We start from the raw sequence: 19,234 nt of genomic DNA on the forward strand, positions 1-19,234 counted from the left end.
CACATGGCAGACGCATGTAATGTTATATAATTACATTTCATCTGCGCCCGTCCACCCCCATGAAAACCTCCACGCTGGTGGCCACCCTCGCGGCGGCTCCGTTCGCCCCTGAAGCACTCGCACAATCGGCCGACGCCGCACTCACCCTCGGCAGGGTGCAGGTACACCAGCACGGGGAGGGCCAGCTGAGCGCGCACCAGGTGCTGACCTCGGTGGACGTGCTGGGCGCGGACCAGATCGAAGACCGAAACGTCTCGCACAGCTGGGAACTGCTCGGGCAGATGCCCGGCATCCAGCTCACCGAAACCCGGCAGGGTGCCGAATCGGGCAAGGTCAGCTTCCGCGCCTTCAACGGTGAGGGCTACCTCAATGCCATCAAGACGCTGATCGATGGCATCCCCAGCAACGTCAACAGCGGCAACCAGCGCTTCATCGACATGCTGTTCCCGCTGGAAATCAGCTACATCGAAGTAGTGCGCGGTACCAACGATCCGCGCTATGGCTTGCACAACATCGGCGGCACCGTGAACTTCGGCACGCGCCAGGGCGGCAGCTATACCGATGCGCGGCTGGCCTACGGCAGCTACAACACCCGTGATGCGCAGCTGGCGGTAGGCCGTGAAGCCAATGGCGTCGCACAGAACTATTTCGTCGGCACCCAGGCCAGCGATGGCTACCGCGACCACGACACCTCGAAGAAGTACTCGCTGGGCGGCAAGTGGTTCTACGGCTCGCTGGACGAGGGCCTGCGCGTGGGCCTGACCGCGCGTGCGTACCACCACGAAGCCGAAGAACCCGGCTTCATGACCGCCGACGAACTGCGCACGCATCGCCGCGGCAGCGACCTGCGCAACGGCAACGATGGCGATGACCGCGACATGCGCCAGATTGCCGCGCACCTGGATATGAAACTGTCCGAGAGGCTCACCTTCGGCACGCGGCTCTATTACAACCGCTACGAAGACGACCGCCGCGTGACCTTCAGCGACCTGCCCACCGGCAACCTGCCGCGCCAGCGCCGCGTGTGGGATGAGCGGCAGACCGGCCTGCTCAGCACGCTCACCTGGCAGGCCAGCCCCGCGCTTACCGTCGAGGGCGGCTTGAACTACGAGCAGCAGGACAACAGCTACCTCCGCGATCGCTACGCCTACGCCGAACCCACCGACTTCAGCCGTGCCCCGGCACGGGTGCAGAACAACGACCGCCACAGCTTCGACAATTGGGGCGCCTACGTGCAGGCCATCTACCAGCCCGTCGAGGCGTGGAAGATCGTGCCGGCCTACCGTGTGGACCGCTTCAGTGGCCGTACCCACCTGATGAACGGCCTCAGCGCTCGGCTGCAGGATTACGGCAGCATCGGCCAGCCCAAACTGAGCGTCATCCACAGCCTGGGCGAGAACACCCACGTCTACGCAAACTGGGGCCGCACCTTCCAGGTGCTCACTGGATCCACCGCGCCGGCTTACCTCGCCCCGGGCCAGGCGCCGATGCATCCGTCCACCAACACCGGCATGGAGCTGGGCCTGAAGTTCCAGCCGTTCGCGGGCAGCCAGGCACGTCTGGCGGTATGGCAGCAGGATGCGGAAAACGAGGTGTCCAACATGCCGGCCACCGGTACCACGGTCACCTTGGGCAAGACCCGCCGACGCGGCGTGGATGCGCAGTTGAGCCTGCAGCTGGGCGACGACTGGACGGTATGGGCGTCGCACGCCTACCAGGAAGCGAAGATCACCCGCGACGACCGCGACGCCAGCATTTCCCTGCAGGGCCGCGAAGTGGCCGCCACCCCGCGATACATCAGCAACCTGGGGGCGGATTACCGCGCCAGCGACGCGCTTCGCCTCGGCCTGCAGGCACGCGCGCAGGGCGACTACTACCTTGAGGAGCGCAATGTGGCCGGAAAGTTCGGTGGCTTTGCCGTGCTCGACCTCAGCGCGGCCTACCAGATCAACCCACGCTGGAGCGTGGACCTGCAGCTGAAGAACGTTACCGGACGCCAGTACGCCTACGCCTGGTACGACAGCTTCTTCTGGGACAGCGCTCGCCCGATGTTTTCGCCGGCCCCTGGCCGTAGCGTGTTCGTCGGCCTCAATATGAAACTGTGACCCGCTCACGTATCCGGAAGTGGGCGAGCTTGCTCGCCCTGCGGCAGTGGTCAGGGCCCTTTCCTGACGGAAAGGGATCCGACCCCGGACCCGCGTTTTGCACTACATTGGTGCAATGTCCGACCCCGCACCCCCACCGTCCCTCGATGCCCTGGGCACGCCGTTGGCCTGGGCCGGGGCCGATGGCTGCATTGCCGGCTGCAATCCGGCCTTCGCCCGCTGGCTGGGCGTCAGCGTCCGGCGCCTGCTGGGGCGGCCGCTGGCTGCACTGGAAGTGCAGGGCGAAGCCCTGGCTCATTTCCTGGCCCGCGATGAGCGCGACAGCCTGCGCCTGAACCGGTTGGCGCTGGCGGTGCCCGGCGAGGCCCCGCGCTTCGCCGAGGGCTGGATGAGCCGCCGCGATGATGGCGGCTGGCTGCTGGAGGCGCATCCGGTCGATGAATTCCCCGGGCTCGACCCGACCCAGGCCCTGCCCAGCGCGCTCAGCGCGGCGCTGAAGGGACTGGCCCACGAGCTTCGTAATCCGCTGGCCGGGTTGAAGGGCGCGGCCCAGCTGCTGGCCCGCCGCGCGGCCCAACGCGATGCCAGCGAACGTGAGCTGATCGAACTAATCGGGTCCGAGATCGAGCGCCTCAACGGCCTGCTCGACCAGCTGCTGTCGCCGGCCCCGGCTGCACCGCATGCCGAGCTGAACATCCACGCCGCGCTGGAACGCGTGCTGCGCCTGGCCGAGAACGAGGCCGGCTGGGCGGTACGCCTGCAGCGCGACTACGACCCCAGCATTCCCGAATTCCACGGCGACGCCGACCGCCTCACCCAGGCGGTGTGGAACCTGGTGCGCAATGCGATCCAGGCCGGCGCCGGCAGCATCACCCTGCGCACCCGCGTGGAGCATGGCGTACGCATCGCCGAGCAGCTGCACACGCTGGCGCTGCGCCTGGAAATCGCCGACGACGGCCGTGGCGTGCCCGAGGAGCTGGCCGAGCATCTGTTCCTGCCCTTGGTCAGTGGCCGCGCCGAAGGCACTGGCCTGGGCCTGGCGCTGGCCCAGCAGGTCGCGCGCGAGCATCGCGGTACGCTGACCTACCGTTCGCGCCCGGGCCATACCGTGTTCACCCTGCTGCTGCCGATCATCAGCGGCGCCGTCCCGGCCGAGGAGGCCCCGCGCGATGTCTGAACCTTCCACCGCCGCACAGCGCATCTGGGTGGTCGATGACGATCGTGCCGTGCGCTTCGTGCTGTGTACTGCGCTGCGCGAAGCGGGCTACCAGGTCGTCGATTTCGACAGTGCCGCTCCCGCCCTGCAGGCCCTGAGCGAAGGCCCGCCACCGGCGCTGCTGTTCACCGATGTGCGCATGCCGGGTGACGATGGCCTGGTGCTGTTGGACAAGCTCAAGGCCGCGCTGCCGCAGCTGCCGGTGGTGGTGATGTCGGCCTACACCGATGTGGCCAGCACGGCCGGTGCGTTCCGCGGTGGCGCGCATGAATTCCTGTCCAAACCGTTCGACCTGGACGACGCGGTGGCGCTGGCGCAGCGTGTGCTGCCGGCGGTGGCGCCGGCATTGGCTGCCCCCAGCCCCACAGCTGAAACTCCCAGCGACCAGCCACCGCAACTGGTGGGCGATACCCCGCCGATGCGCGCGCTGTTCCGTGCCATCGGCCGCCTGGCGCAGGCGCCGCTGGCGGTGCTGATCACCGGCGAAACCGGCACCGGCAAGGAGCTGGTGGCCAATGCGCTGCATCGCGAATCGCCGCGCGCGCAGGGGCCGTTCGTCGCGCTCAATACTGCTGCAATCCCGTCCGAGCTGCTGGAAAGCGAGTTGTTCGGCCACGAAGCCGGCGCCTTCACCGGTGCCCAGCGCCGCCATATCGGCCGTTTCGAGCAGGCCAACGGCGGCACGCTGTTCCTCGATGAAATAGGCGATATGCCGTTGCCGCTGCAGACCCGCCTGCTGCGCGTGCTGGCACAGGGCGAGTTCTTCCGCGTCGGTGGTCGCGAGTTGATCCGCGTCGACGTGCGGGTGATTGCCGCCACCCACCAGGATCTGGAAGGCCTGGTCGCGCAGGGGAAGTTCCGTGCCGATCTGCTGCATCGCCTGGACGTGGTGCGCCTGCAGCTGCCACCGCTGCGCGAGCGTCGCGAGGACATCGCACAACTGGCAAGTACGTTCCTGGGCGCCGCCGCACGCAAGCTGGATACGCCGCCGAAGCGCCTGACCGCTGCCGCACTGCAGGCGCTGCGCGAACACGATTGGCCGGGCAACGTGCGCGAGCTGGAAAACGTGTGCTGGCGGATGGCGGCGTTGGCCGCCGCTGACACCATTGGCGTGGCCGACGTCGATACCGCGCTCAACCGTACGCGCGGTCGTCGCAGCAGCACCACCAGCGCCGATCCGGGGCAGTGGGAGGCGCTGCTGGCCGAATGGGCACGCCGGCAGCTGGCCGAAGGCACCGAAGGCCTGCACGCGCAGGTGCGTGAGCGGGTCGACCATGCCCTGCTGGAGGCCGCGCTGCAGATCACCCATGGCCGCCGTGCTGAAGCCGCGGCCCGCCTGGGCCTTGGCCGCAATACCCTTACCCGCAAGCTGGGCGCTGGCCGCCGTCGCGGGGGCCATTGAACGGTCCCTGCACGCGATCCTCGCGCCCGCTTGCCGAACCGTTGATCGTTCATGGACGATGCCGTCCGTAGTGTCACCTGCAAGGAGTCTTCGATGCGTCTGTCCTTTGCCATCCTGCCGTTGTCCGCCGCCGTGCTGCTGTCTGCCTGTGGCAGTGCACCGAAGAAGGCCGAACCCACCCCGCCACCGCCGACCGTGGTCAGCGCCGCCAAGCAGGCCGAGGCTAATCTCTCGCCGGCCTCGGCCAGTATCGTCAGTGGCCGCATCGCGCTGATGGTGGAGCCCGGTGGCATCCACATCACCGGGCTGATCGGTGGCCTGCAGCCGATGCAGCAGGCTGGCTTCCACATCCACGAGCGCGGCGACTGCAGCGCGGTGGATGCCAGCAGTGCCGGCAATCACTTCAATCCCGGTGGCGCTGCGCATGGCCGCGCCGGCACCGGCAAGCACCACCTGGGCGACATGGACAATCTGCGTGCCGACGCCCAGGGCCGCGCCAACGTCGATATCCACCTCAAGGGCGTTACCCTTGGCGGAGGCGCCGCCACCGATATCGCCGGACGTGCACTGGTCGTGCATGCCAACGCCGACGACTATCGCAGCCAGCCCGCCGGCAATGCCGGCGTCCGCATCGCCTGTGGCGTGATCCGGGTTGTCCGCTGATCACTGCAGGCATCATCCAGGGAGAAATTCCATGCGTCTGATCCACACTTCGCTGTTCGCAGCCATTGCTGCACTGGGCCTGGCGGCCTGCAACCAGCAGCCGGCCGCGCCGCAGGCTGAAACCGCGCCGGCCGCTCCGGCCGACGGCGCCACCGCCGAACCGGCCGCAGCACCTGCACCGGCTGCCGATGCCTCGGCCACGGCCGAGCTGGCGCCGACCCAGGGCAACGAGACCAAGGGCAGCGTCACCTTCAAGGTGGTTGACGGCAAGGTCCACGTGACCGGCCAGATCAGCGGCCTGAAGCCGGGCAGCGAGCACGGCTTCCACATCCACGAGAAGGGCGACTGCAGCGCGCCGGACGGCATGAGCGCCGGCGGCCACTTCAACCCGGGCAAGCAGGATCACGGCAGCGTGTCCGCCGATCCGCACCACGGTGGCGACATGCCCAACATCAAGGCCGACGACAAGGGCGTGGCCACCATCGACGGCCCGGTGTCGAGCAACGTCAACATCGGCAAGGGCGATGACTTCGACATCATCGGCCGCGGCCTGATCGTCCATGCCGATGCGGATGACTACAAGACCCAGCCGACCGGCAACGCCGGTGCGCGCCTGGCCTGCGCAGTGATCCAGAAGGCGCAGTAAGCCATCAGAAAACGCCGGCGCAAGCCGGCGTTTTTCTTTATCGGTAGTGCCGGCCGCTGGCCGGCAATCGCAGATCCGGAGGTTGCCGGCCAGCGGCCGGCACTACCAACAGGCCACCCGGGTCAGCGCGCCAGCAGTTCGCGCGCGTCCTGACCGGCCTCGCAGTGCACGAACAGCACCGGCACGCCGTGCGCTTCCAGCACCGCGGCCATCTGCCGCTGGCGCATCAGGAACTGCTCGTAGATGCCCTTCAGGCGGTCGCAGTCGTTCTTGCCGTGGTTGTAGTGCGCGCACCAGCCGGCCGGATCGAACAGCGCCATGCGTGCCTCGCCGTGCGTGTAGCGCAGCAGCGGCTCGGGCGCGGCGTTGAGCCATTCGTCCTCGCCCGGGGCCATGATCGCGGTCTCGATCAGCGGCCACAGCGCGGCCAGGCCCTGATTGTCGTACTGCATCGACATCATCGCGGCCAGATCATTCACGGTGAAATAGCGCGCATGCTCGATGCGGGCACCGAAGCTGTTCTGCGCCATCAACGCGGTATCGGCATGGGCCATGCCGTTGGCCAGCAGCGTGTCTTCCAGCGCCTCGGCCACCGCATTGGTCGTCGCCACGTCGCTGCCGGTCAGCAGGAACGGCACCACGCGCAGGCCACCGCCCACCAGGCTGGCATCGGCCTGGAACGGCAGCGGCACGTCACCGTTGGCATCGGTACCGAAGGCCAGCAGGCGCGGGCCCTGGTTACGGCCCGGCGCACGCATCTGCAGTTCTTCCAGACGGCGGTGGATCGGCCAGCCCGGACGCAGTACTTCGGCCGGATCGAAATGGGCGGCGGCGAACACCAGGTCCAGCTCGGCCACCTGCGGCACCAGCTTGGACAGGTCGCGGCCGACGCGATCGGCCAGTTCACCGGCCTGTTCGGCGCTGAGCACCGCCTGGCGGGGGATTTCGCCGCCGGCCAGTTCCAGGGCCAGCACGCCAAGGGCATTCATCGCGGGGTCGGGTTTGCTCATGGTTCCACGGTTGGCCCATCACAGGGCGGCAGCTACACTTGGCTCCATTATGCCTGCTCCGTCGTGCAGGCCATGTTGCAGACACCCTCATCCATGCCAGGTATCTCCATGCCCAACGCTCGTCCCGTCGCCATCCTCGGTGGCGTCCGCATTCCGTTCTGCCGCCAGAACACCGCGTATTCGGATGTCGGCAACCTCGGCATGTCGGTCCGTACGCTGGGCGCGCTGGTTGAACGTTTCGGCCTGCACGGCCAGCAGCTGGGTGAAGTGGCGATGGGTGCGGTGATCAAGCACTCCAGCGACTGGAACCTGGGCCGCGAAGCCACGCTGTCCTCCGGCCTGTCGCCGTTGACCCCGGGCATCACTTTGCAGCGCGCCTGCGGCACTTCGCTGGACAGCATCATCACGGTTGCCAACAAGATCGCGCTGGGCCAGATCGAATCCGGTATCGGTGGCGGTTCAGACACAACCTCCGACGTGCCGATCGTCTACGGCAAGAAGCTGCGTGCACGCCTGCTGGCGGCCAACCGTGCCAAGAGCACCGGCGACAAGATCCGCGCGCTCACCGCTGGCTTCAAGTTCTCCGAGCTCAAGCCCGAATTCCCGGGCGTGGCCGAGCCGCGCACCGGCAAGAGCATGGGCGACCACTGCGAGGACATGGCCAAGGAATGGAACATCTCGCGTGACTCGCAGGACGAGTGGGCGGTGTCGTCGCACAAGAAGCTGGCTGCTGCCTATGAGCGCGGTTTCTTCAACGACCTGATCGCACCGTTCCGTGGTGTCGAGCGTGACAACATCCTGCGCCCGGATACTTCGCTGGAGAAGCTGGCCACGCTGAAGCCGGCGTTCGACAAGGTTTCCGGCCGCGGCACGCTCACCGCCGCCAACTCCACGCCGCTGACTGATGGCGCCGCCGCGGTGCTGCTGGCCAGCGAAGAGTGGGCGCGTGCCCACGGCCATGAGCCGCAGGCCTATCTGCGTGACGCGCACGTCTCGGCGGTGGACTTCGTGCATGGCGAAGGCCTGCTGATGGCGCCGACCGTGGCCGTGCCGGAGATGCTCAAGCGCAACGGCCTGACCCTGCAGGACTTCGACATCTACGAGATCCACGAAGCTTTTGCCGCGCAGGTGCTGTGCACCCTGCGTGCGTGGGAGAGCGAGGATTACTGCCGCAATCGCCTGGGCCTGGATGCACCGCTGGGTCGCATCGACCCGGACAAGATCAACTTGCTGGGCTCGTCGCTGGCCACCGGCCACCCGTTCGCGGCGACTGGCGCACGCGTCATCGCCACCGCAGCCAAGCAGCTGGCCGAACGCGGCGGTGGCCGCGCGCTGGTGTCGATCTGCACCGCCGGCGGCATGGGCGTAGTGGCGATCGTCGAGCGCTGATCGCTGCGACCGCGCGCCAACCAAGGTTGGCGACTACCCGGAATATGCGCTGGATCTGCTGCGGTAGATGCCGACCTTGGTCGGCCATGCGATGCCATCGTTCGGAAGATGTCAGAGCGCCAACCAAGGTTGGCGACTACCGGGTTCCACAGATGAAAACGCCGCCCAATGGGCGGCGTTTTTCTGCTCCGGTGGGTGCCGACCGTTGGTCGGCACGCTTCACGGCAACCGTGGATTGCCGAATTCGTCGCGCTCTTCGTTGGCGTCATACACCGGCGGCTGCACCGTAACCGGCTGCTCCTCCACCGTGGCACGCAGCGGCGCTTCGGTGCCGCGCACCAGTTCCACGCTGTCCTCGCCACGCTGCAGTCGCAGCGCATTGGCCAGGCACTGCGCGGCCAGCGCGTGCTCGCCACGCTGTGCGAACAGCTCACCCAGTGCCTCCCACGCCGGGGCACCGGCGCCCGCGGCGATGGCCTCGTGCAGGAACGCATCGGCGGCATCCCACTGCTGCTGGGCCAGGGCCACGCGGCCCTGTGCCAGGCGCAGCGCAGCCGAGCTGTCGTGCACGTTGCGCCAGCGCGCGAGGTTGGCCTGACGCGTGGCCAGGCGCTCGGCCGGCAGGCGGCCATACAGCGCCACCAGTTCGTCATCCCAACGCTGGTCCAGTGCCTGTTCCAACGCCAGCAGCGCCGGTTCGTCCCAGTTCAATGCAACCGCACGACTGGCATACGCACCCACCACGTCCGGGGTTGGCCGCAGCGCCTTCGGCGTGGCTTCCCATTGCGCGGCCAGCGCATTGACGTCGGCCGCTTCCAGTAGTGCCTGTGCGGCCAGGCGTGCTTCCAGTTCGCTGTTTGCGTCGGCCGGCAGCACCTTGCTCTGGCGCAGTGCACCCAGCTGGCCATACGCCTCGTGGGCGCGGCCGGCCTGTGCCAGCGCTTCGGTACGCAGCCACAGGCCGCGCGGCGGCAGCGGCTGGATCGTCGCCACATCCAACGCGTTGATCGCATCCACCGGCAGATCGCGCGCCAGCAGCTGTTCGGCGCGTAGAAGCGCCTGCAGGGTGGCATCGCTCTCGCCCAGGCGCTGCAGCAGGGCTTCACCGGCGGGGCCGTCGGCACGTGCCTGCGCACTGCGCACGGCATTGGCCAGCGCCACCGCGCTCACTTCCGGATCCTTGGCGGCACCATCCAGCAGCTTTTCCGCGCGTTGCCACTGGCCGTGCTCATAGGCCTGCAGGCCGTCGATCAGGCGCACCCGGCCCTGCTTGCGGCGGTAGCGGCCCCAGGCGCGGAACGGTGCAGCGATCAGGCTCCACAGCAGCCACAGCACCAGCACCGCGATCACCGACAGCAGTGCCACCTTGGGCAGGTTGCTGTGGTAGTCGTAGCCGCCGTAGCGCAGGGTCACTTCGCCGAAGCGGTTGAGGTCATCGGCGCCGAGCCATTGCGCGGCCACCACGCCGATGGCCACGGCCAGCAACAGCACGACCAGGGATTGCAGGGGTTTCATGGGGGATTACCTCCGGTCGGTCTGGGTGCGCAGTTGCTGCAGGGTGCTGCCAAGAACGCTGTTGCTGGCCTGCAGCGGAAGCTCGCGCAAGGCCTTCAGTTCAGCACGTTGCGCGCGCAGGGCCGGTGAATCCGGCCAACGCCGCTGTGCCCAGTGTTCCACGCGCGCCAACGCGGTATCGCGACCGGTGCGGTCGCCACGTTCGATTGCGGCACGCGCCAGGGTCAGTTCCAGCTGCAGCGCATCGTCGGCATTGCGGCGTTCGGCGGCGGTCAGCGGGCCATTCTGGCGGCTCGGGGTGATGTCCACGAACGGTGCCAGCGTGGCCTGCCACCAGGGCTTGCCGGCGCCGGGCGCGGTGCTACCCGTCACCTGCGAGGGCAGGCCCTGCAGGGCCTTGGCCAGGGCATCCAACCGCTGCAGCGATTGCACGCGCGGGCCGGTGCCCAGCGCATCCAGTGCATCGCGTTCCTGTACCAGGGCCTGGCGCAGGTTCAGGCCGTCGCTGTCGGGCAGATCGGCCAGCGCTGTGGCGGCCTGTGCATACAGGCGGCGTGCGCCTTCCACGTCGTCGGCGTAGTTCAGGCGCTGCGCCGCCTGGGTCAGCAGCAGTTCGGCCTCATCGCGCTGTACCGCCTGACGGCCCTGGTTGGCGCTGTCGGCCAGCTTGGCCAGGTTCTCTTCCAGCAGCGCACTGCGCTGGGAAAGGCCCAGCATCTCGTCGCGCAGCACGCGGTTGGTGGTCGCCGCATCCTGCAGGCGCTGGCTGGTTGCGCGCTGGTCGCGGCGCAATGCATCCAGCGTCGCCTGCAGGCCCTGCAGCTGTACGGCCGTGGTCTGCGCCTGCGCTTCCTGTTGGTGCTGTTGCTGCTGCCAGACGTACCAGCCGGCATAGCCGCCCACGCCAAGCACGACCACCCCGGCCAGCGGCAGCAGCCAGCGCACGGGTCGACGGGGCGGGGAAACGGGCGGAGTCTCGTTCATGGGGCTTCCTTGTCGGCACCGTCGCCGGTCAGGTTCCGGCAGGCCGCGTTGTGCACAGCATCACTGTTGCCGACCACAGCGGCAAGCGTGACCCACGTCCCTGTTCAGTTCGCTGCCGGGACGGTGAGCGTGGCGTGTGCAGCCGCCACCAGCTGCGCGGTGGTGGGCCCGGCCGCGCGCACCACGCGCTGCAGCCTCAATGCGTGCGCCTGTTCGCCCAGCCGTTCGCTGGCCACGACGGCGTTGGCATGTGCCTGACAGCGTTGCTGCAATGCCGGCGGAAGCTGCTGCCAGAAATGCAGCAACGCCTCACCACTGCTGACCGCCAGCACCCACGGATACGCTGAATGCGCCAATCGAGCCAGCGTGCGTGGCGACAGGCGCAGCAGGCGACGCTGATAGACATCGGCGCGTTCGATGCTGGCGCCGGCCGCCTGCAGTTGCGCGGCAATCAGGCCGCGTCCGCCGGGGGCGGTCACCAGCCCGATGCGCAGGCCGCGTACGTCCGCCAGTACCGGCAGCGCCAGCAGGCCCTCGCTGTCCATCCGCTGCGGCGCATGCACCTCGGCGACGCCCTGCGCCCGCAGCGCGCGCGCGGTGCCGTCGCCCACGGTCAGCCACGGACTGCGCTGTGCCTCGGCCAGCGGCAGCAGGGACGCGGCCGCTGCCACAGCGGCCGGGCTGGTGAACACCACCCGATCGCAGTTCAGCGCGCGTTGCAGCTGGTGCACCACTGGCGTGCCGTTCAGGCGCTGCAGGCGCCAGGGTGGCAGGGCCAGCACATGCCCGCCCAGCCCAGCAACGGCGCGGCGCAGCGCGGAATTCTGGCCCTGCGGTCGCAGCGAAATGAAGGTCCAGCCCGGCTCGGAACCGGCAGCGCCAGTGGGTATCGTATGGTCGGCCATTGCCTGCATTATGCGGGCCCTTCGTTGTCGTGGTCCCTGCTCCGATGTCCGTTGATGCTCTGACTTCCTCGCTGGCCGCCCTGCAGGACGTGCTTGACTGCATGCCGGCGGTCCGCGCCATGCAGATCCAGCTCGACGGCTATGCCGATGGCGTGCTGCGCATCACCGCGCCGCTGGCCGCCAACGTCAACGACAAGGGCAACGCCTTCGGTGGCAGCCTGGCCTCGGTGCTGACCCTGTCCGGCTGGGCACTGGTCAGCCTGCGCCTGCGCCTGGCCGGCCACGATGCCGAGGTCTACGTGGCCGACAGCAACCTGCGCTACCTGGCACCGGTCTACGAAGACCTGCACGCCCATGCCGAAGCGGCCGAGGCCACTGGCTGGGATGCCTTCCTGAACACCTTCCGCCAGCGCCGCAAGGCCCGCATCAGCATCATCGCCACCCAGCCCGGTGCCGATGGCAAGCCCGCCGCCGAGTTCAGCGGTCGCTTCGTTGCCTTCGCCAAAGGGTAGGATGGCAGGCTGACGTTCTGGGGAAACCACCGATGCGCCGCCTCATCCAGTTCCTGATGTGTTCCCTGCTGCTGGCCAGCGCCGTGGCTTCGGCCGACGACCTGAGCCGCAAGCAGCGCAAGCTGCTGGAAGAGACCCAGATCGCCTACGGCGCCACCATCCGCTGGGGCAGCATGGACGATGCCATCGGCTATCTGGACCCCAAGCTGCGCAAGGAAAAGCCGCCCACCGAGTTCGAGCTCAACCGCTACGCGCAGCTGCGCGTGTCGTCCTACCGCGAGCGCAGCAGCGCGGCGCTGGAAGGCGGCCTGGTCGAGCGCCGGGTCGAAATCGGGGTGATCAACCAGAACACCCAGGCCGAACGCACCGTGGTGGTGGTTGAGCGCTGGCGCTGGGATGCCGAGGCCAAGCGCTGGTGGCAGACCGCCGGCCTGCCGGACCTGTGGAAGGGGCAGTGACGGGCCGCGTCCGGCTTGTGCGACAATCGGCGCCCGCTTAATCGACCCGTGACCTGAGTGAATTACGAAGAGTTGCTGGCCTTTGCAGGCCGAAACCCGATGCTGTCCGCGGCCCTGGTCGGCCTGACCGTGGCCATCATCGTCACCGAGATCCGCCGCTTGTTCCGGGGCTTCAAGGGCATCAAGCCCGCCGAACTGACCCAGCTGATCAACGCGGGTGGCACGGTGGTGGTCGACCTGTCGGCCAGCGGTGACTTCGAGAAGGGCCACATTGCCGGCAGCCGCAATGCCCAGGCCAGTGCCTTCGGCCCGGACAACAAGCTGGTGGCCAACGCCAAGCAGTCGCCGGTGGTGCTGGTGTGCCGCAGCGGCAACGCCTCGGAAACCGCCGCCAAGGCGCTGAAGAAGGCCGGCTTCGAAAAGGTCTACGTGCTCGACGGCGGCATTCCCGCCTGGCAGCAGGCCGAGCTGCCGCTGGTCAAGGGCCGCAACTGATTGCCGCAGGTGGCGGATCCGGCCTTGTATGGGCCTGATCCCGCCCCCATCGCAGTAGTTCGACCATCGTTTTCATTGCATTCACCTGGAGTTACTGGAAATGTCCGAAGAGATCACCAACGGCGCCGCTGCGCCGGTCGATGCCGCTACCGGCCCTGCTTTCACCGTCGAGAAGATCTACGTCAAGGACGTCTCCTTCGAGTCGCCGAACGCTCCGACCATCTTCAATGACCAGGTGCAGCCGGAACTGCAGCTCAACCTGAACCAGCAGGTGCAGCGCCTGGGCGAGAACGCCTTCGAAGTCGTGCTGGCCGTGACCCTGACCTGCCAGGCCGGTGAGCGCACCGCCTACGTGGCCGAAGTGAAGCAGGCCGGCGTGTTCGGCCTGGTCGGCCTGGACCCGCAGTCGATCGACGTGCTGCTCGGCACCCAGTGCCCGAACATCCTGTTCCCGTACGTGCGTCAGCTGATCAGCGACCTGATCCAGGCCGGCGGCTTCCCGCCGTTCTTCCTGCAGCCGATCAACTTCGAAGGCCTGTACGCAGAAACCCTGCGCCAGCGCCAGGAGCAGGGCGACGCACCGTCGCTGGCTGACTCCGAGCCGGCTGGCAACGCCTGATTCCTGCCGCGACGTCACGGATGAGCACTACCGCTGACAAGATCGCCGTGCTTGGCGCCGGTTCCTGGGGAACCGCGCTGGCCAGCCTGCTCGCACGGCACGGTCACCCGACCGTGCTGTGGGGGCGCGACGCTGCCGTGGTCGAGGCCATCGACCAGCGCCACGAGAACCCGCGCTACCTGCCGGGCATCCCGCTGCCGGACAGCCTGCGTGCCACCACCGACCTGGCGTCGGCAGTGGAGGGCGCCGCCTGGATCCTGGTGGTCACCCCGTCGCATGCCTTCGGTGAAACCGTGCGTGCGCTGGCGCCGCTGCGTCCGGCCGGTGCCGGCGTGGCCTGGGCCACCAAGGGCTTCGAACCTGGTTCGGGCCGCTTCCTGCATGAAGTGGCGCGCGAAGTGCTGGGTGAGGACGTGCCGCTGGCCGTCGTCACCGGGCCGTCGTTCGCCAAGGAAGTGACCCAGGGCCTGCCGACCGCGATCACCGTGCACGGCGACGTGCCCGAGTTCGCGCAGGCGGTGGCCGAGGCGATGCATGGCCCGGCGTTCCGCGCCTACACCGGCGACGACATGGTCGGTGCCGAGCTGGGCGGCGCGATGAAGAACGTGCTGGCCGTGGCTACCGGTGTGGCCGACGGCATGCAGCTGGGCCTCAACGCCCGTGCCGGCCTGATCACCCGTGGCCTCAACGAGATGCTGCGCCTGGCCGCGGCGATCGGCGCCAAGCCGGAAACGCTGATGGGCCTGGCGGGCCTGGGCGATCTGGTGCTGACCTGCACCGGCGACCTGTCGCGCAACCGCCGCCTGGGCCTGGCCCTGGGCCGCGGCCAGACGCTGCAGGATGCCGTGCGCGAAATCGGCCAGGTGGTCGAGTCGGTGCAGACCGCCGACGAGGTGATGCGACAGGCACGCCGTCATGGCATCGACCTGCCGATCTCGGACCGCGTGCGTGCCGTGCTGCACGGCGAGCAGACGCCTGAGGAAGGCCTGCGCGCGCTGCTGGCACGGGAACAGAAACCGGAGTATCCGGACACGCTGTTCAAGTGAATCGAAAAACCCCGGCTACGTGCCGGGGTTTTTTATGTGTGTGGCCCATCCACGCATGGCGTGGATCTACTCCGGAATCCGCTTCTGGTAGCAGCCAACCTTGATTGGCGCCCGGTAGCGCCGGGCCATGCCCGGCGGAATCCATCACCGCGCCCGTGGCGGCGCGCTGGTGTTGTCCATGTCCGAGAAGATCAACCACGGCCCGTCGCCCACGCGCTTCAGCGTCAGCGTGAACTTGCCGGTGTCCCCCACGTTGTTGCCGTAGGTGTAGGCACCGATGATGTAGCCCGTGCTGCCCTCCACCGAGTACGCCAGCGCGCGCAGCCGCAACGGGCTGCCGCCCTGGCCGGCATACGCGGCTTCGATCGCGCTGCGCCCACGCACCGGTAGCTGGTTGCTCTGCAGCACAAAACCATCCTCGGCGAACAGCGCAGCCAGTGCCCTGGCATCGCCCGTGCGCCAGGCCTGCTCGTAGTCGCGCAGTACGCGGTCCAGCGTCGCGGGCAGGGCCGCATCAGGAAGAGGCTGTGCGGGCTTCGCACCTTCAGCATCGTGGGCGATGGCCGGCGATGCCAGCAGCAGGGCACTGCAGAAAATCACGGCGAGTCGTGTGCGGTGCATGCGTCCGGCTCCAGGCGATGACGGGAACGTGCGAACGCATCCTAGCGCACTGCTGGTTAGAATCACGCAGGCGCCCGCGCGGCGGCATGCACCGCAGATCAGACAAGGACAAGGAATGAAGATTCGAATCACAGGGATGGCACTGACGGTCGCACTGCTGGCCGCCTGCGGACAGGCACCAGCGCCGGATGCAGCACCGACCGCACCGGCACCAACCACCGAAGCACCTGCGGCCACGGCAACGGTGGTCGAGCAGGCGCCGTCCATCGAAGACGGCGTAGACCCCTCGGTGTGGGACAACGAAGGCGAACCGGAAGACCCGAGCGCCGGCGGAGAACTCACCTGTGCGGACAACCCGCTGGCGACGCATTTCTTCACCCTGGTGGGCGGCAACACCGTGGACGACTGTGGCCGCAAGGATCCGAAGGTGCTGGCCGCGTTCAACGCCCTGATGAAGAACACAGCCGCGGCCGAATCTGCTGACAAGGAGATTCCGTCGCTGCGCGAACGCCTGTTGAGCGGGCCCAGCGGGCCCGGCGAGCTGGTGGTGCTGCAGGGCGAGCCATGGTGGTTCTACACCGCCTGCCAGGCCCACGACTGCCCCGGCACCGCATTGGCGATGCTGTACTCGCCCGATCAGTCGAAGATGGTCGGCCGCCTTACCGCGCGCTGCAGAATCTGGTGGCTGGGTGAACCCAGCGACGAGCAGCGCGCGCTGATCGAGCGCGAGCAGCCGGTGGACAAAGCGATGCTGAAGGAAGAAGGCGAGTCCTGCGAGTAATCGGTGGTGACGCCGGATGATGTTCCGGCGGCCGCATCATGCGGGTGAAAGCTGCCTCACCATGTCGGCGATGATCACGTGGACCAGTGTTCTCAGGAAATGCACTTCGCCTTCCAAGGTTGGGCCGATGTCGAAACGGGTCGACCATTGCTGGTTTTCCTGCAGCACCAGCGCGTAAAGCGCCTGGGCTTCGCTCGTGATGCGGTCGATCTGATGGCGCAGCTGCCGGGTGGCAGCCGGCCTTCCCAGGCCCAGCGCTTCACCGGCAGAAACCAGATGCTCGAAACGAAGGTCGTGGAAGCGCGCGACACCGAGAATGGGCCACGACAGTTCCGAGCGTTCTGGCCAACGTGCGCCCTCGTCGGCATACGCGCGGGTCTCGTAACATGCGGTGGACAGCAGGTCGTAGTGGGGGGCCAGTTCGATGCCCCTGCTGTCGACCAGGAAGCTCAGGTTCTTCAGGTGCGCATCGTTGTTGCCGGTGAGTACATTGAAGATCAACCAGTCGAACAGGCGGACGCGCGTCTTGAGCTTGCTTCTGCATTGCTCGACGATGACCTTCAGGGTGTCGATGCTGCCGAGCGTGTACTTGAACTGCCGGTCGAGGTTGAGCAGCTGGCAGGCGTCGATGGCATGACGGCGATGGATGGCATCGGCGGTGATTTCGCGATCAAAGCGCTCGATGATGAAGACCGGCTCCGGTACGTAGCGGCGCTCGATCTTCGGCACCTGCAGCCCCATGCGCTGTGCAAGGCGCATCACGAACCACTCGTTGGCCACGCTGTGGGGATAACTGCTGCTGGTGCTGTCAGGCTTGAGGATGTGGGTCGAGGGCTCGGCGCCCAGAGGTTGGTAGAGTTCTCCCCCTGTCTCGATGATTGCCAGCTTGTGCTGGGCACCTGCCAGTGACATGCGCTTGGCGGCACCCGCCGCAAGCGACGTGCGTGGCAGGCCTTGGATACGCGTGGAGAGTTCCGCATCGGGCAGTGGTTTTCTGCCGCCGGGTGGCAGGCGCTGGCCTGGAGGCAGCAGCGTCAACGAGCCTGCCGATTCCGCGCCATAGGCGGCCAGCAATGCGAACGCGTCCGCGCCATCCACCCTGGCATCGGTTGCCATCAGCGTGCGTTGCTGCTCTTCCGGCAGCAGATTGTCGAAGTACCACTGCACGGGGCGTTGGCTGGAGCCATCGAGGATGGCGGTGTCTTGCAGTGGCAACGCAGGCGCCAGTGGAAACCGATGTGCGCTGCCGAGCCACTCCGGCGCATAGGTGAAGCGCCACAGGTTTGCTGCTTCGGTCAGGCGGCCCACCGGCGCTTCGTCGATGCTGACCTGCAGTTCGCGTGGTGGAAGCGGATAGTGCAGTCCAGACAGGACGGTCGTTGTAATGACGTCCTTGAGATCAATACGGGGGGCGCTCATGGCACCTTCCCGTTGGCACGTTTGGCCAGCAGGGCCATCGCTTCGTCCGGCACGTCGATTTCGACATGCAGCCCCAGCTCGTCAAGCACGGTGAACAACTTGCCCCATTGCACCGTGGTACCGCCGCGTTCGACCTTTGCCAGGAAATTTTCGCTGACCCCGATGCCTTCGGCGGTTGCATCCTGGCGCAGTCCCTGATGCTTGCGGGCGGCTCTCACCAGTGGTCCCAAGGCCTCAGCCTTCTCAAGCCTGATCTTCAATGGGAACTCCCCCAGCAGAGCCTGACGCTCTGGATTCGACCCATCGTCTATACCATATAATCCTCACTGCGGTGAGGATTCTTCGCGCAAAGCCCAGGATTCCTTAGAATCCTTTCGATCTTGAGGATTTCTTGGCAAAAGAGCTGGATGCAAGAAAATCCTCATTGAAATAAGGATTTATCTGCAAAGGCGTCCAGCCTCCAAAAAATCCTCATGAACTCAAGGATTCTTTGACGTCGTGGGAGCGCGATGCCTCATCCGGTCCATATGGGCAGCGCCACGAGGGTGGGACCTCCGCGATGAGTGGGGTCCAGGTGGGGCCTGCCAGGAGCGTGCCCGGGAACCTCTGCCTGCAGCGCAGGCTCGCATCGTCAACAGGCCTGGCCGCACCCCGGCCACAACCAGCCATGGCCGCAGGCAAAGCGTCTGTTACTTGCTCGCGCGCCGCGCGCCCTTCTCGCCTTCGTCCTTTGCATCGCCCCGGCTCTGCGCGAACTCCGGGAACGTCTTCGCGATCGAATCCTTGTCCGGAAGGATGTAGAACACGCCGCCCTTCTCGAACGTGGATTGCACGATCTGCTCGTAGAACGCAGGCGTGACGTTGATGCAGCCGTGCGTAACGCGGTTGTCGTCCGGCGAAGGTGATGCCAGCCGTTCGGCGCGCTTCTCTTTCGGAGTGCCTGGCGGCAGCGGGTGCATCGAAACGGCGGAATCGTAGTCCACCCACAGCACGCGACCGGCATCGTCGGAGGGGCCATAGCCACCAATGAAACGGCCCGCCGGGGTAGTGCGGTCATGGCCTGGAATCGCACTCAGCGCGAGCTTGGCAACGCCGGGTGCGGAGTGATCGCCGATGGCCGAACCGAACAGCGCCGGTGCGGCACCGCGCAGCTTGCCGTCTCCACCGAAGACCAGTACCTGCGCAGCCGCCTTGTCCATGATCGCGAACGGATAACCCTGGTTGTCCTTGCTGGCGACTACCCAGCCGGCCAGTTCGATCACCGTCTCGGACACGCTCTGGTCAGCGGGCAGTTCATCGACTGCGGCGACCGGGGGTGCAGGTACGTCCTTGTCCCTGGCGTTGGCTACGCCGCTGCACGCAACGGCCAGTGCCATGGCCAGTGCGGCATGGAGGGCGCGGCGCGCAGGGGAGGAGGAGGTACGAATGGGACGGCTCCTTGCAGTGCA

20 protein-coding genes are annotated in these 19,234 nt (G+C 67.3%); 12 read left to right on the top strand and 8 right to left on the bottom strand.

What is annotated here, in order from left to right:
- Positions 1-59 precede the first annotated feature (59 nt).
- The 5 genes from ACZK13_RS00525 to ACZK13_RS00545 all read left to right on the top strand — a co-directional run bounded on the left by ACZK13_RS00525 (position 60) and on the right by ACZK13_RS00545 (position 6,032).
- Positions 60-2,105 (top strand): TonB-dependent receptor, encoded by a 2,046-nt coding sequence (locus ACZK13_RS00525; protein ID WP_125893054.1) that lies wholly within the window; start codon positions 60-62, stop codon positions 2,103-2,105.
- A 115-nt stretch (positions 2,106-2,220) separates the two neighbouring features.
- Positions 2,221-3,282 (top strand): two-component system sensor histidine kinase NtrB, encoded by a 1,062-nt coding sequence (locus ACZK13_RS00530; protein ID WP_125893056.1) that lies wholly within the window; start codon positions 2,221-2,223, stop codon positions 3,280-3,282.
- Positions 3,275-4,723 (top strand): nitrogen regulation protein NR(I), encoded by a 1,449-nt coding sequence (gene ntrC, locus ACZK13_RS00535; protein WP_125893057.1) that lies wholly within the window; start codon positions 3,275-3,277, stop codon positions 4,721-4,723. The genes ACZK13_RS00530 and ntrC overlap by 8 nt, the downstream gene beginning before the upstream one ends.
- A 93-nt stretch (positions 4,724-4,816) precedes the next feature.
- Positions 4,817-5,386: a superoxide dismutase family protein gene (locus tag ACZK13_RS00540; protein WP_014035519.1), complete on the top strand. Its 570-nt coding sequence runs from the start codon at positions 4,817-4,819 to the stop codon at positions 5,384-5,386.
- 31 nt (positions 5,387-5,417) lie between these two features.
- Positions 5,418-6,032 (top strand): superoxide dismutase family protein, encoded by a 615-nt coding sequence (locus tag ACZK13_RS00545; protein ID WP_049462224.1) that lies wholly within the window; start codon positions 5,418-5,420, stop codon positions 6,030-6,032.
- A gap of 122 nt (positions 6,033-6,154) precedes the next feature.
- On the opposite strand, the gene ACZK13_RS00550 is transcribed toward ACZK13_RS00545, so the two are convergent.
- Positions 6,155-7,042, bottom strand: a complete 888-nt coding sequence (locus ACZK13_RS00550; RefSeq protein WP_125893059.1) for a hypothetical protein — start codon at positions 7,040-7,042, stop codon at positions 6,155-6,157.
- A 93-nt stretch (positions 7,043-7,135) separates the two neighbouring features.
- Here ACZK13_RS00550 and ACZK13_RS00555 point away from each other — a divergent pair, with 93 nt between their 5' ends.
- Positions 7,136-8,431 (top strand): acetyl-CoA C-acetyltransferase, encoded by a 1,296-nt coding sequence (locus ACZK13_RS00555; protein ID WP_099551602.1) that lies wholly within the window; start codon positions 7,136-7,138, stop codon positions 8,429-8,431.
- 219 nt (positions 8,432-8,650) lie between these two features.
- On the opposite strand, the gene ACZK13_RS00560 is transcribed toward ACZK13_RS00555, so the two are convergent.
- The 3 genes from ACZK13_RS00560 to ACZK13_RS00570 form a co-directional block, all read right to left on the bottom strand.
- Complete coding sequence (locus tag ACZK13_RS00560; RefSeq protein WP_032130162.1) at positions 8,651-9,946, bottom strand: heme biosynthesis HemY N-terminal domain-containing protein; 1,296 nt, start codon at positions 9,944-9,946, stop codon at positions 8,651-8,653.
- Positions 9,947-9,952: 6 nt separating this feature from the next.
- Complete coding sequence (locus tag ACZK13_RS00565; RefSeq protein WP_125893061.1) at positions 9,953-10,930, bottom strand: uroporphyrinogen-III C-methyltransferase; 978 nt, start codon at positions 10,928-10,930, stop codon at positions 9,953-9,955.
- 104 nt (positions 10,931-11,034) lie between these two features.
- Positions 11,035-11,844, bottom strand: a complete 810-nt coding sequence (locus ACZK13_RS00570; RefSeq protein ID WP_253145861.1) for a uroporphyrinogen-III synthase — start codon at positions 11,842-11,844, stop codon at positions 11,035-11,037.
- A gap of 35 nt (positions 11,845-11,879) precedes the next feature.
- On the opposite strand from ACZK13_RS00570, the gene ACZK13_RS00575 reads away from it, so the two are divergent.
- The 5 genes from ACZK13_RS00575 (at position 11,880) to ACZK13_RS00595 (ending at position 14,965) form a co-directional block, all read left to right on the top strand.
- Positions 11,880-12,347 (top strand): YiiD C-terminal domain-containing protein, encoded by a 468-nt coding sequence (locus tag ACZK13_RS00575; RefSeq protein WP_005407593.1) that lies wholly within the window; start codon positions 11,880-11,882, stop codon positions 12,345-12,347.
- 32 nt (positions 12,348-12,379) lie between these two features.
- A complete protein-coding gene (locus ACZK13_RS00580; RefSeq protein WP_100470146.1) occupies positions 12,380-12,805 on the top strand; it encodes a hypothetical protein in 426 nt (141 codons plus the stop codon).
- A 57-nt stretch (positions 12,806-12,862) separates the two neighbouring features.
- A complete protein-coding gene (locus ACZK13_RS00585; protein ID WP_004134671.1) occupies positions 12,863-13,300 on the top strand; it encodes a rhodanese-like domain-containing protein in 438 nt (145 codons plus the stop codon).
- Positions 13,301-13,400: 100 nt separating this feature from the next.
- A complete protein-coding gene (gene secB / locus ACZK13_RS00590) occupies positions 13,401-13,919 on the top strand; it encodes a protein-export chaperone SecB (protein WP_005407596.1) in 519 nt (172 codons plus the stop codon).
- A 20-nt stretch (positions 13,920-13,939) separates the two neighbouring features.
- Positions 13,940-14,965, top strand: a complete 1,026-nt coding sequence (locus ACZK13_RS00595; RefSeq protein ID WP_004153554.1) for an NAD(P)H-dependent glycerol-3-phosphate dehydrogenase — start codon at positions 13,940-13,942, stop codon at positions 14,963-14,965.
- A gap of 144 nt (positions 14,966-15,109) precedes the next feature.
- Here ACZK13_RS00595 and ACZK13_RS00600 read toward each other — a convergent pair whose 3' ends face one another.
- A complete protein-coding gene (locus tag ACZK13_RS00600; protein WP_125893065.1) occupies positions 15,110-15,586 on the bottom strand; it encodes a YybH family protein in 477 nt (158 codons plus the stop codon).
- Positions 15,587-15,701: 115 nt separating this feature from the next.
- On the opposite strand from ACZK13_RS00600, the gene ACZK13_RS00605 reads away from it, so the two are divergent.
- On the top strand, positions 15,702-16,367 hold the full coding sequence (locus tag ACZK13_RS00605; RefSeq protein WP_253145862.1) for an Ivy family c-type lysozyme inhibitor: 666 nt from the start codon (positions 15,702-15,704) through the stop codon (positions 16,365-16,367).
- Positions 16,368-16,403: 36 nt separating this feature from the next.
- Here ACZK13_RS00605 and ACZK13_RS00610 read toward each other — a convergent pair whose 3' ends face one another.
- The 3 genes from ACZK13_RS00610 to ACZK13_RS00620 form a co-directional block, all read right to left on the bottom strand.
- The gene (locus ACZK13_RS00610) at positions 16,404-17,786 is read right to left on the bottom strand and encodes a HipA domain-containing protein (RefSeq protein WP_100435579.1); all 1,383 of its coding nucleotides are present in this window, start codon (positions 17,784-17,786) and stop codon (positions 16,404-16,406) included.
- Positions 17,783-18,046 (bottom strand): helix-turn-helix domain-containing protein, encoded by a 264-nt coding sequence (locus tag ACZK13_RS00615; RefSeq protein WP_049398603.1) that lies wholly within the window; start codon positions 18,044-18,046, stop codon positions 17,783-17,785. Before ACZK13_RS00615 ends, ACZK13_RS00610 begins: the two co-directional genes overlap by 4 nt.
- 429 nt (positions 18,047-18,475) lie before the next feature.
- The gene (locus tag ACZK13_RS00620; RefSeq protein WP_293798924.1) at positions 18,476-19,162 is read right to left on the bottom strand and encodes a hypothetical protein; all 687 of its coding nucleotides are present in this window, start codon (positions 19,160-19,162) and stop codon (positions 18,476-18,478) included.
- Positions 19,163-19,234: the final 72 nt, after the last annotated feature.

The organism is Stenotrophomonas sp. 99219_Sma, from assembly GCF_056480785.1.

What these genes read in the sequence shown, in the direction of transcription:
- ACZK13_RS00525 (WP_125893054.1), top strand. Translation starts at nt 60, where the DNA reads ATGAAAACCTCCACGCTGGTGGCCACCCTCGCGGCGGCTCCGTTCGCC.
- ACZK13_RS00530 (WP_125893056.1), top strand. Translation starts at nt 2,221, where the DNA reads ATGTCCGACCCCGCACCCCCACCGTCCCTCGATGCCCTGGGCACGCCG.
- ntrC (WP_125893057.1), top strand. Translation starts at nt 3,275, where the DNA reads ATGTCTGAACCTTCCACCGCCGCACAGCGCATCTGGGTGGTCGATGAC.
- ACZK13_RS00540 (WP_014035519.1), top strand. Translation starts at nt 4,817, where the DNA reads ATGCGTCTGTCCTTTGCCATCCTGCCGTTGTCCGCCGCCGTGCTGCTG.
- ACZK13_RS00545 (WP_049462224.1), top strand. Translation starts at nt 5,418, where the DNA reads ATGCGTCTGATCCACACTTCGCTGTTCGCAGCCATTGCTGCACTGGGC.
- ACZK13_RS00550 (WP_125893059.1), bottom strand. Translation starts at nt 7,042, where the DNA reads ATGAGCAAACCCGACCCCGCGATGAATGCCCTTGGCGTGCTGGCCCTG.
- ACZK13_RS00555 (WP_099551602.1), top strand. Translation starts at nt 7,136, where the DNA reads ATGCCAGGTATCTCCATGCCCAACGCTCGTCCCGTCGCCATCCTCGGT.
- ACZK13_RS00560 (WP_032130162.1), bottom strand. Translation starts at nt 9,946, where the DNA reads ATGAAACCCCTGCAATCCCTGGTCGTGCTGTTGCTGGCCGTGGCCATC.
- ACZK13_RS00565 (WP_125893061.1), bottom strand. Translation starts at nt 10,930, where the DNA reads ATGAACGAGACTCCGCCCGTTTCCCCGCCCCGTCGACCCGTGCGCTGG.
- ACZK13_RS00570 (WP_253145861.1), bottom strand. Translation starts at nt 11,844, where the DNA reads ATGCAGGCAATGGCCGACCATACGATACCCACTGGCGCTGCCGGTTCC.
- ACZK13_RS00575 (WP_005407593.1), top strand. Translation starts at nt 11,880, where the DNA reads ATGTCCGTTGATGCTCTGACTTCCTCGCTGGCCGCCCTGCAGGACGTG.
- ACZK13_RS00580 (WP_100470146.1), top strand. Translation starts at nt 12,380, where the DNA reads ATGCGCCGCCTCATCCAGTTCCTGATGTGTTCCCTGCTGCTGGCCAGC.
- secB (WP_005407596.1), top strand. Translation starts at nt 13,401, where the DNA reads ATGTCCGAAGAGATCACCAACGGCGCCGCTGCGCCGGTCGATGCCGCT.
- ACZK13_RS00595 (WP_004153554.1), top strand. Translation starts at nt 13,940, where the DNA reads ATGAGCACTACCGCTGACAAGATCGCCGTGCTTGGCGCCGGTTCCTGG.
- ACZK13_RS00600 (WP_125893065.1), bottom strand. Translation starts at nt 15,586, where the DNA reads ATGCACCGCACACGACTCGCCGTGATTTTCTGCAGTGCCCTGCTGCTG.
- ACZK13_RS00605 (WP_253145862.1), top strand. Translation starts at nt 15,702, where the DNA reads ATGAAGATTCGAATCACAGGGATGGCACTGACGGTCGCACTGCTGGCC.
- ACZK13_RS00610 (WP_100435579.1), bottom strand. Translation starts at nt 17,786, where the DNA reads ATGAGCGCCCCCCGTATTGATCTCAAGGACGTCATTACAACGACCGTC.
- ACZK13_RS00620 (WP_293798924.1), bottom strand. Translation starts at nt 19,162, where the DNA reads ATGGCACTGGCCGTTGCGTGCAGCGGCGTAGCCAACGCCAGGGACAAG.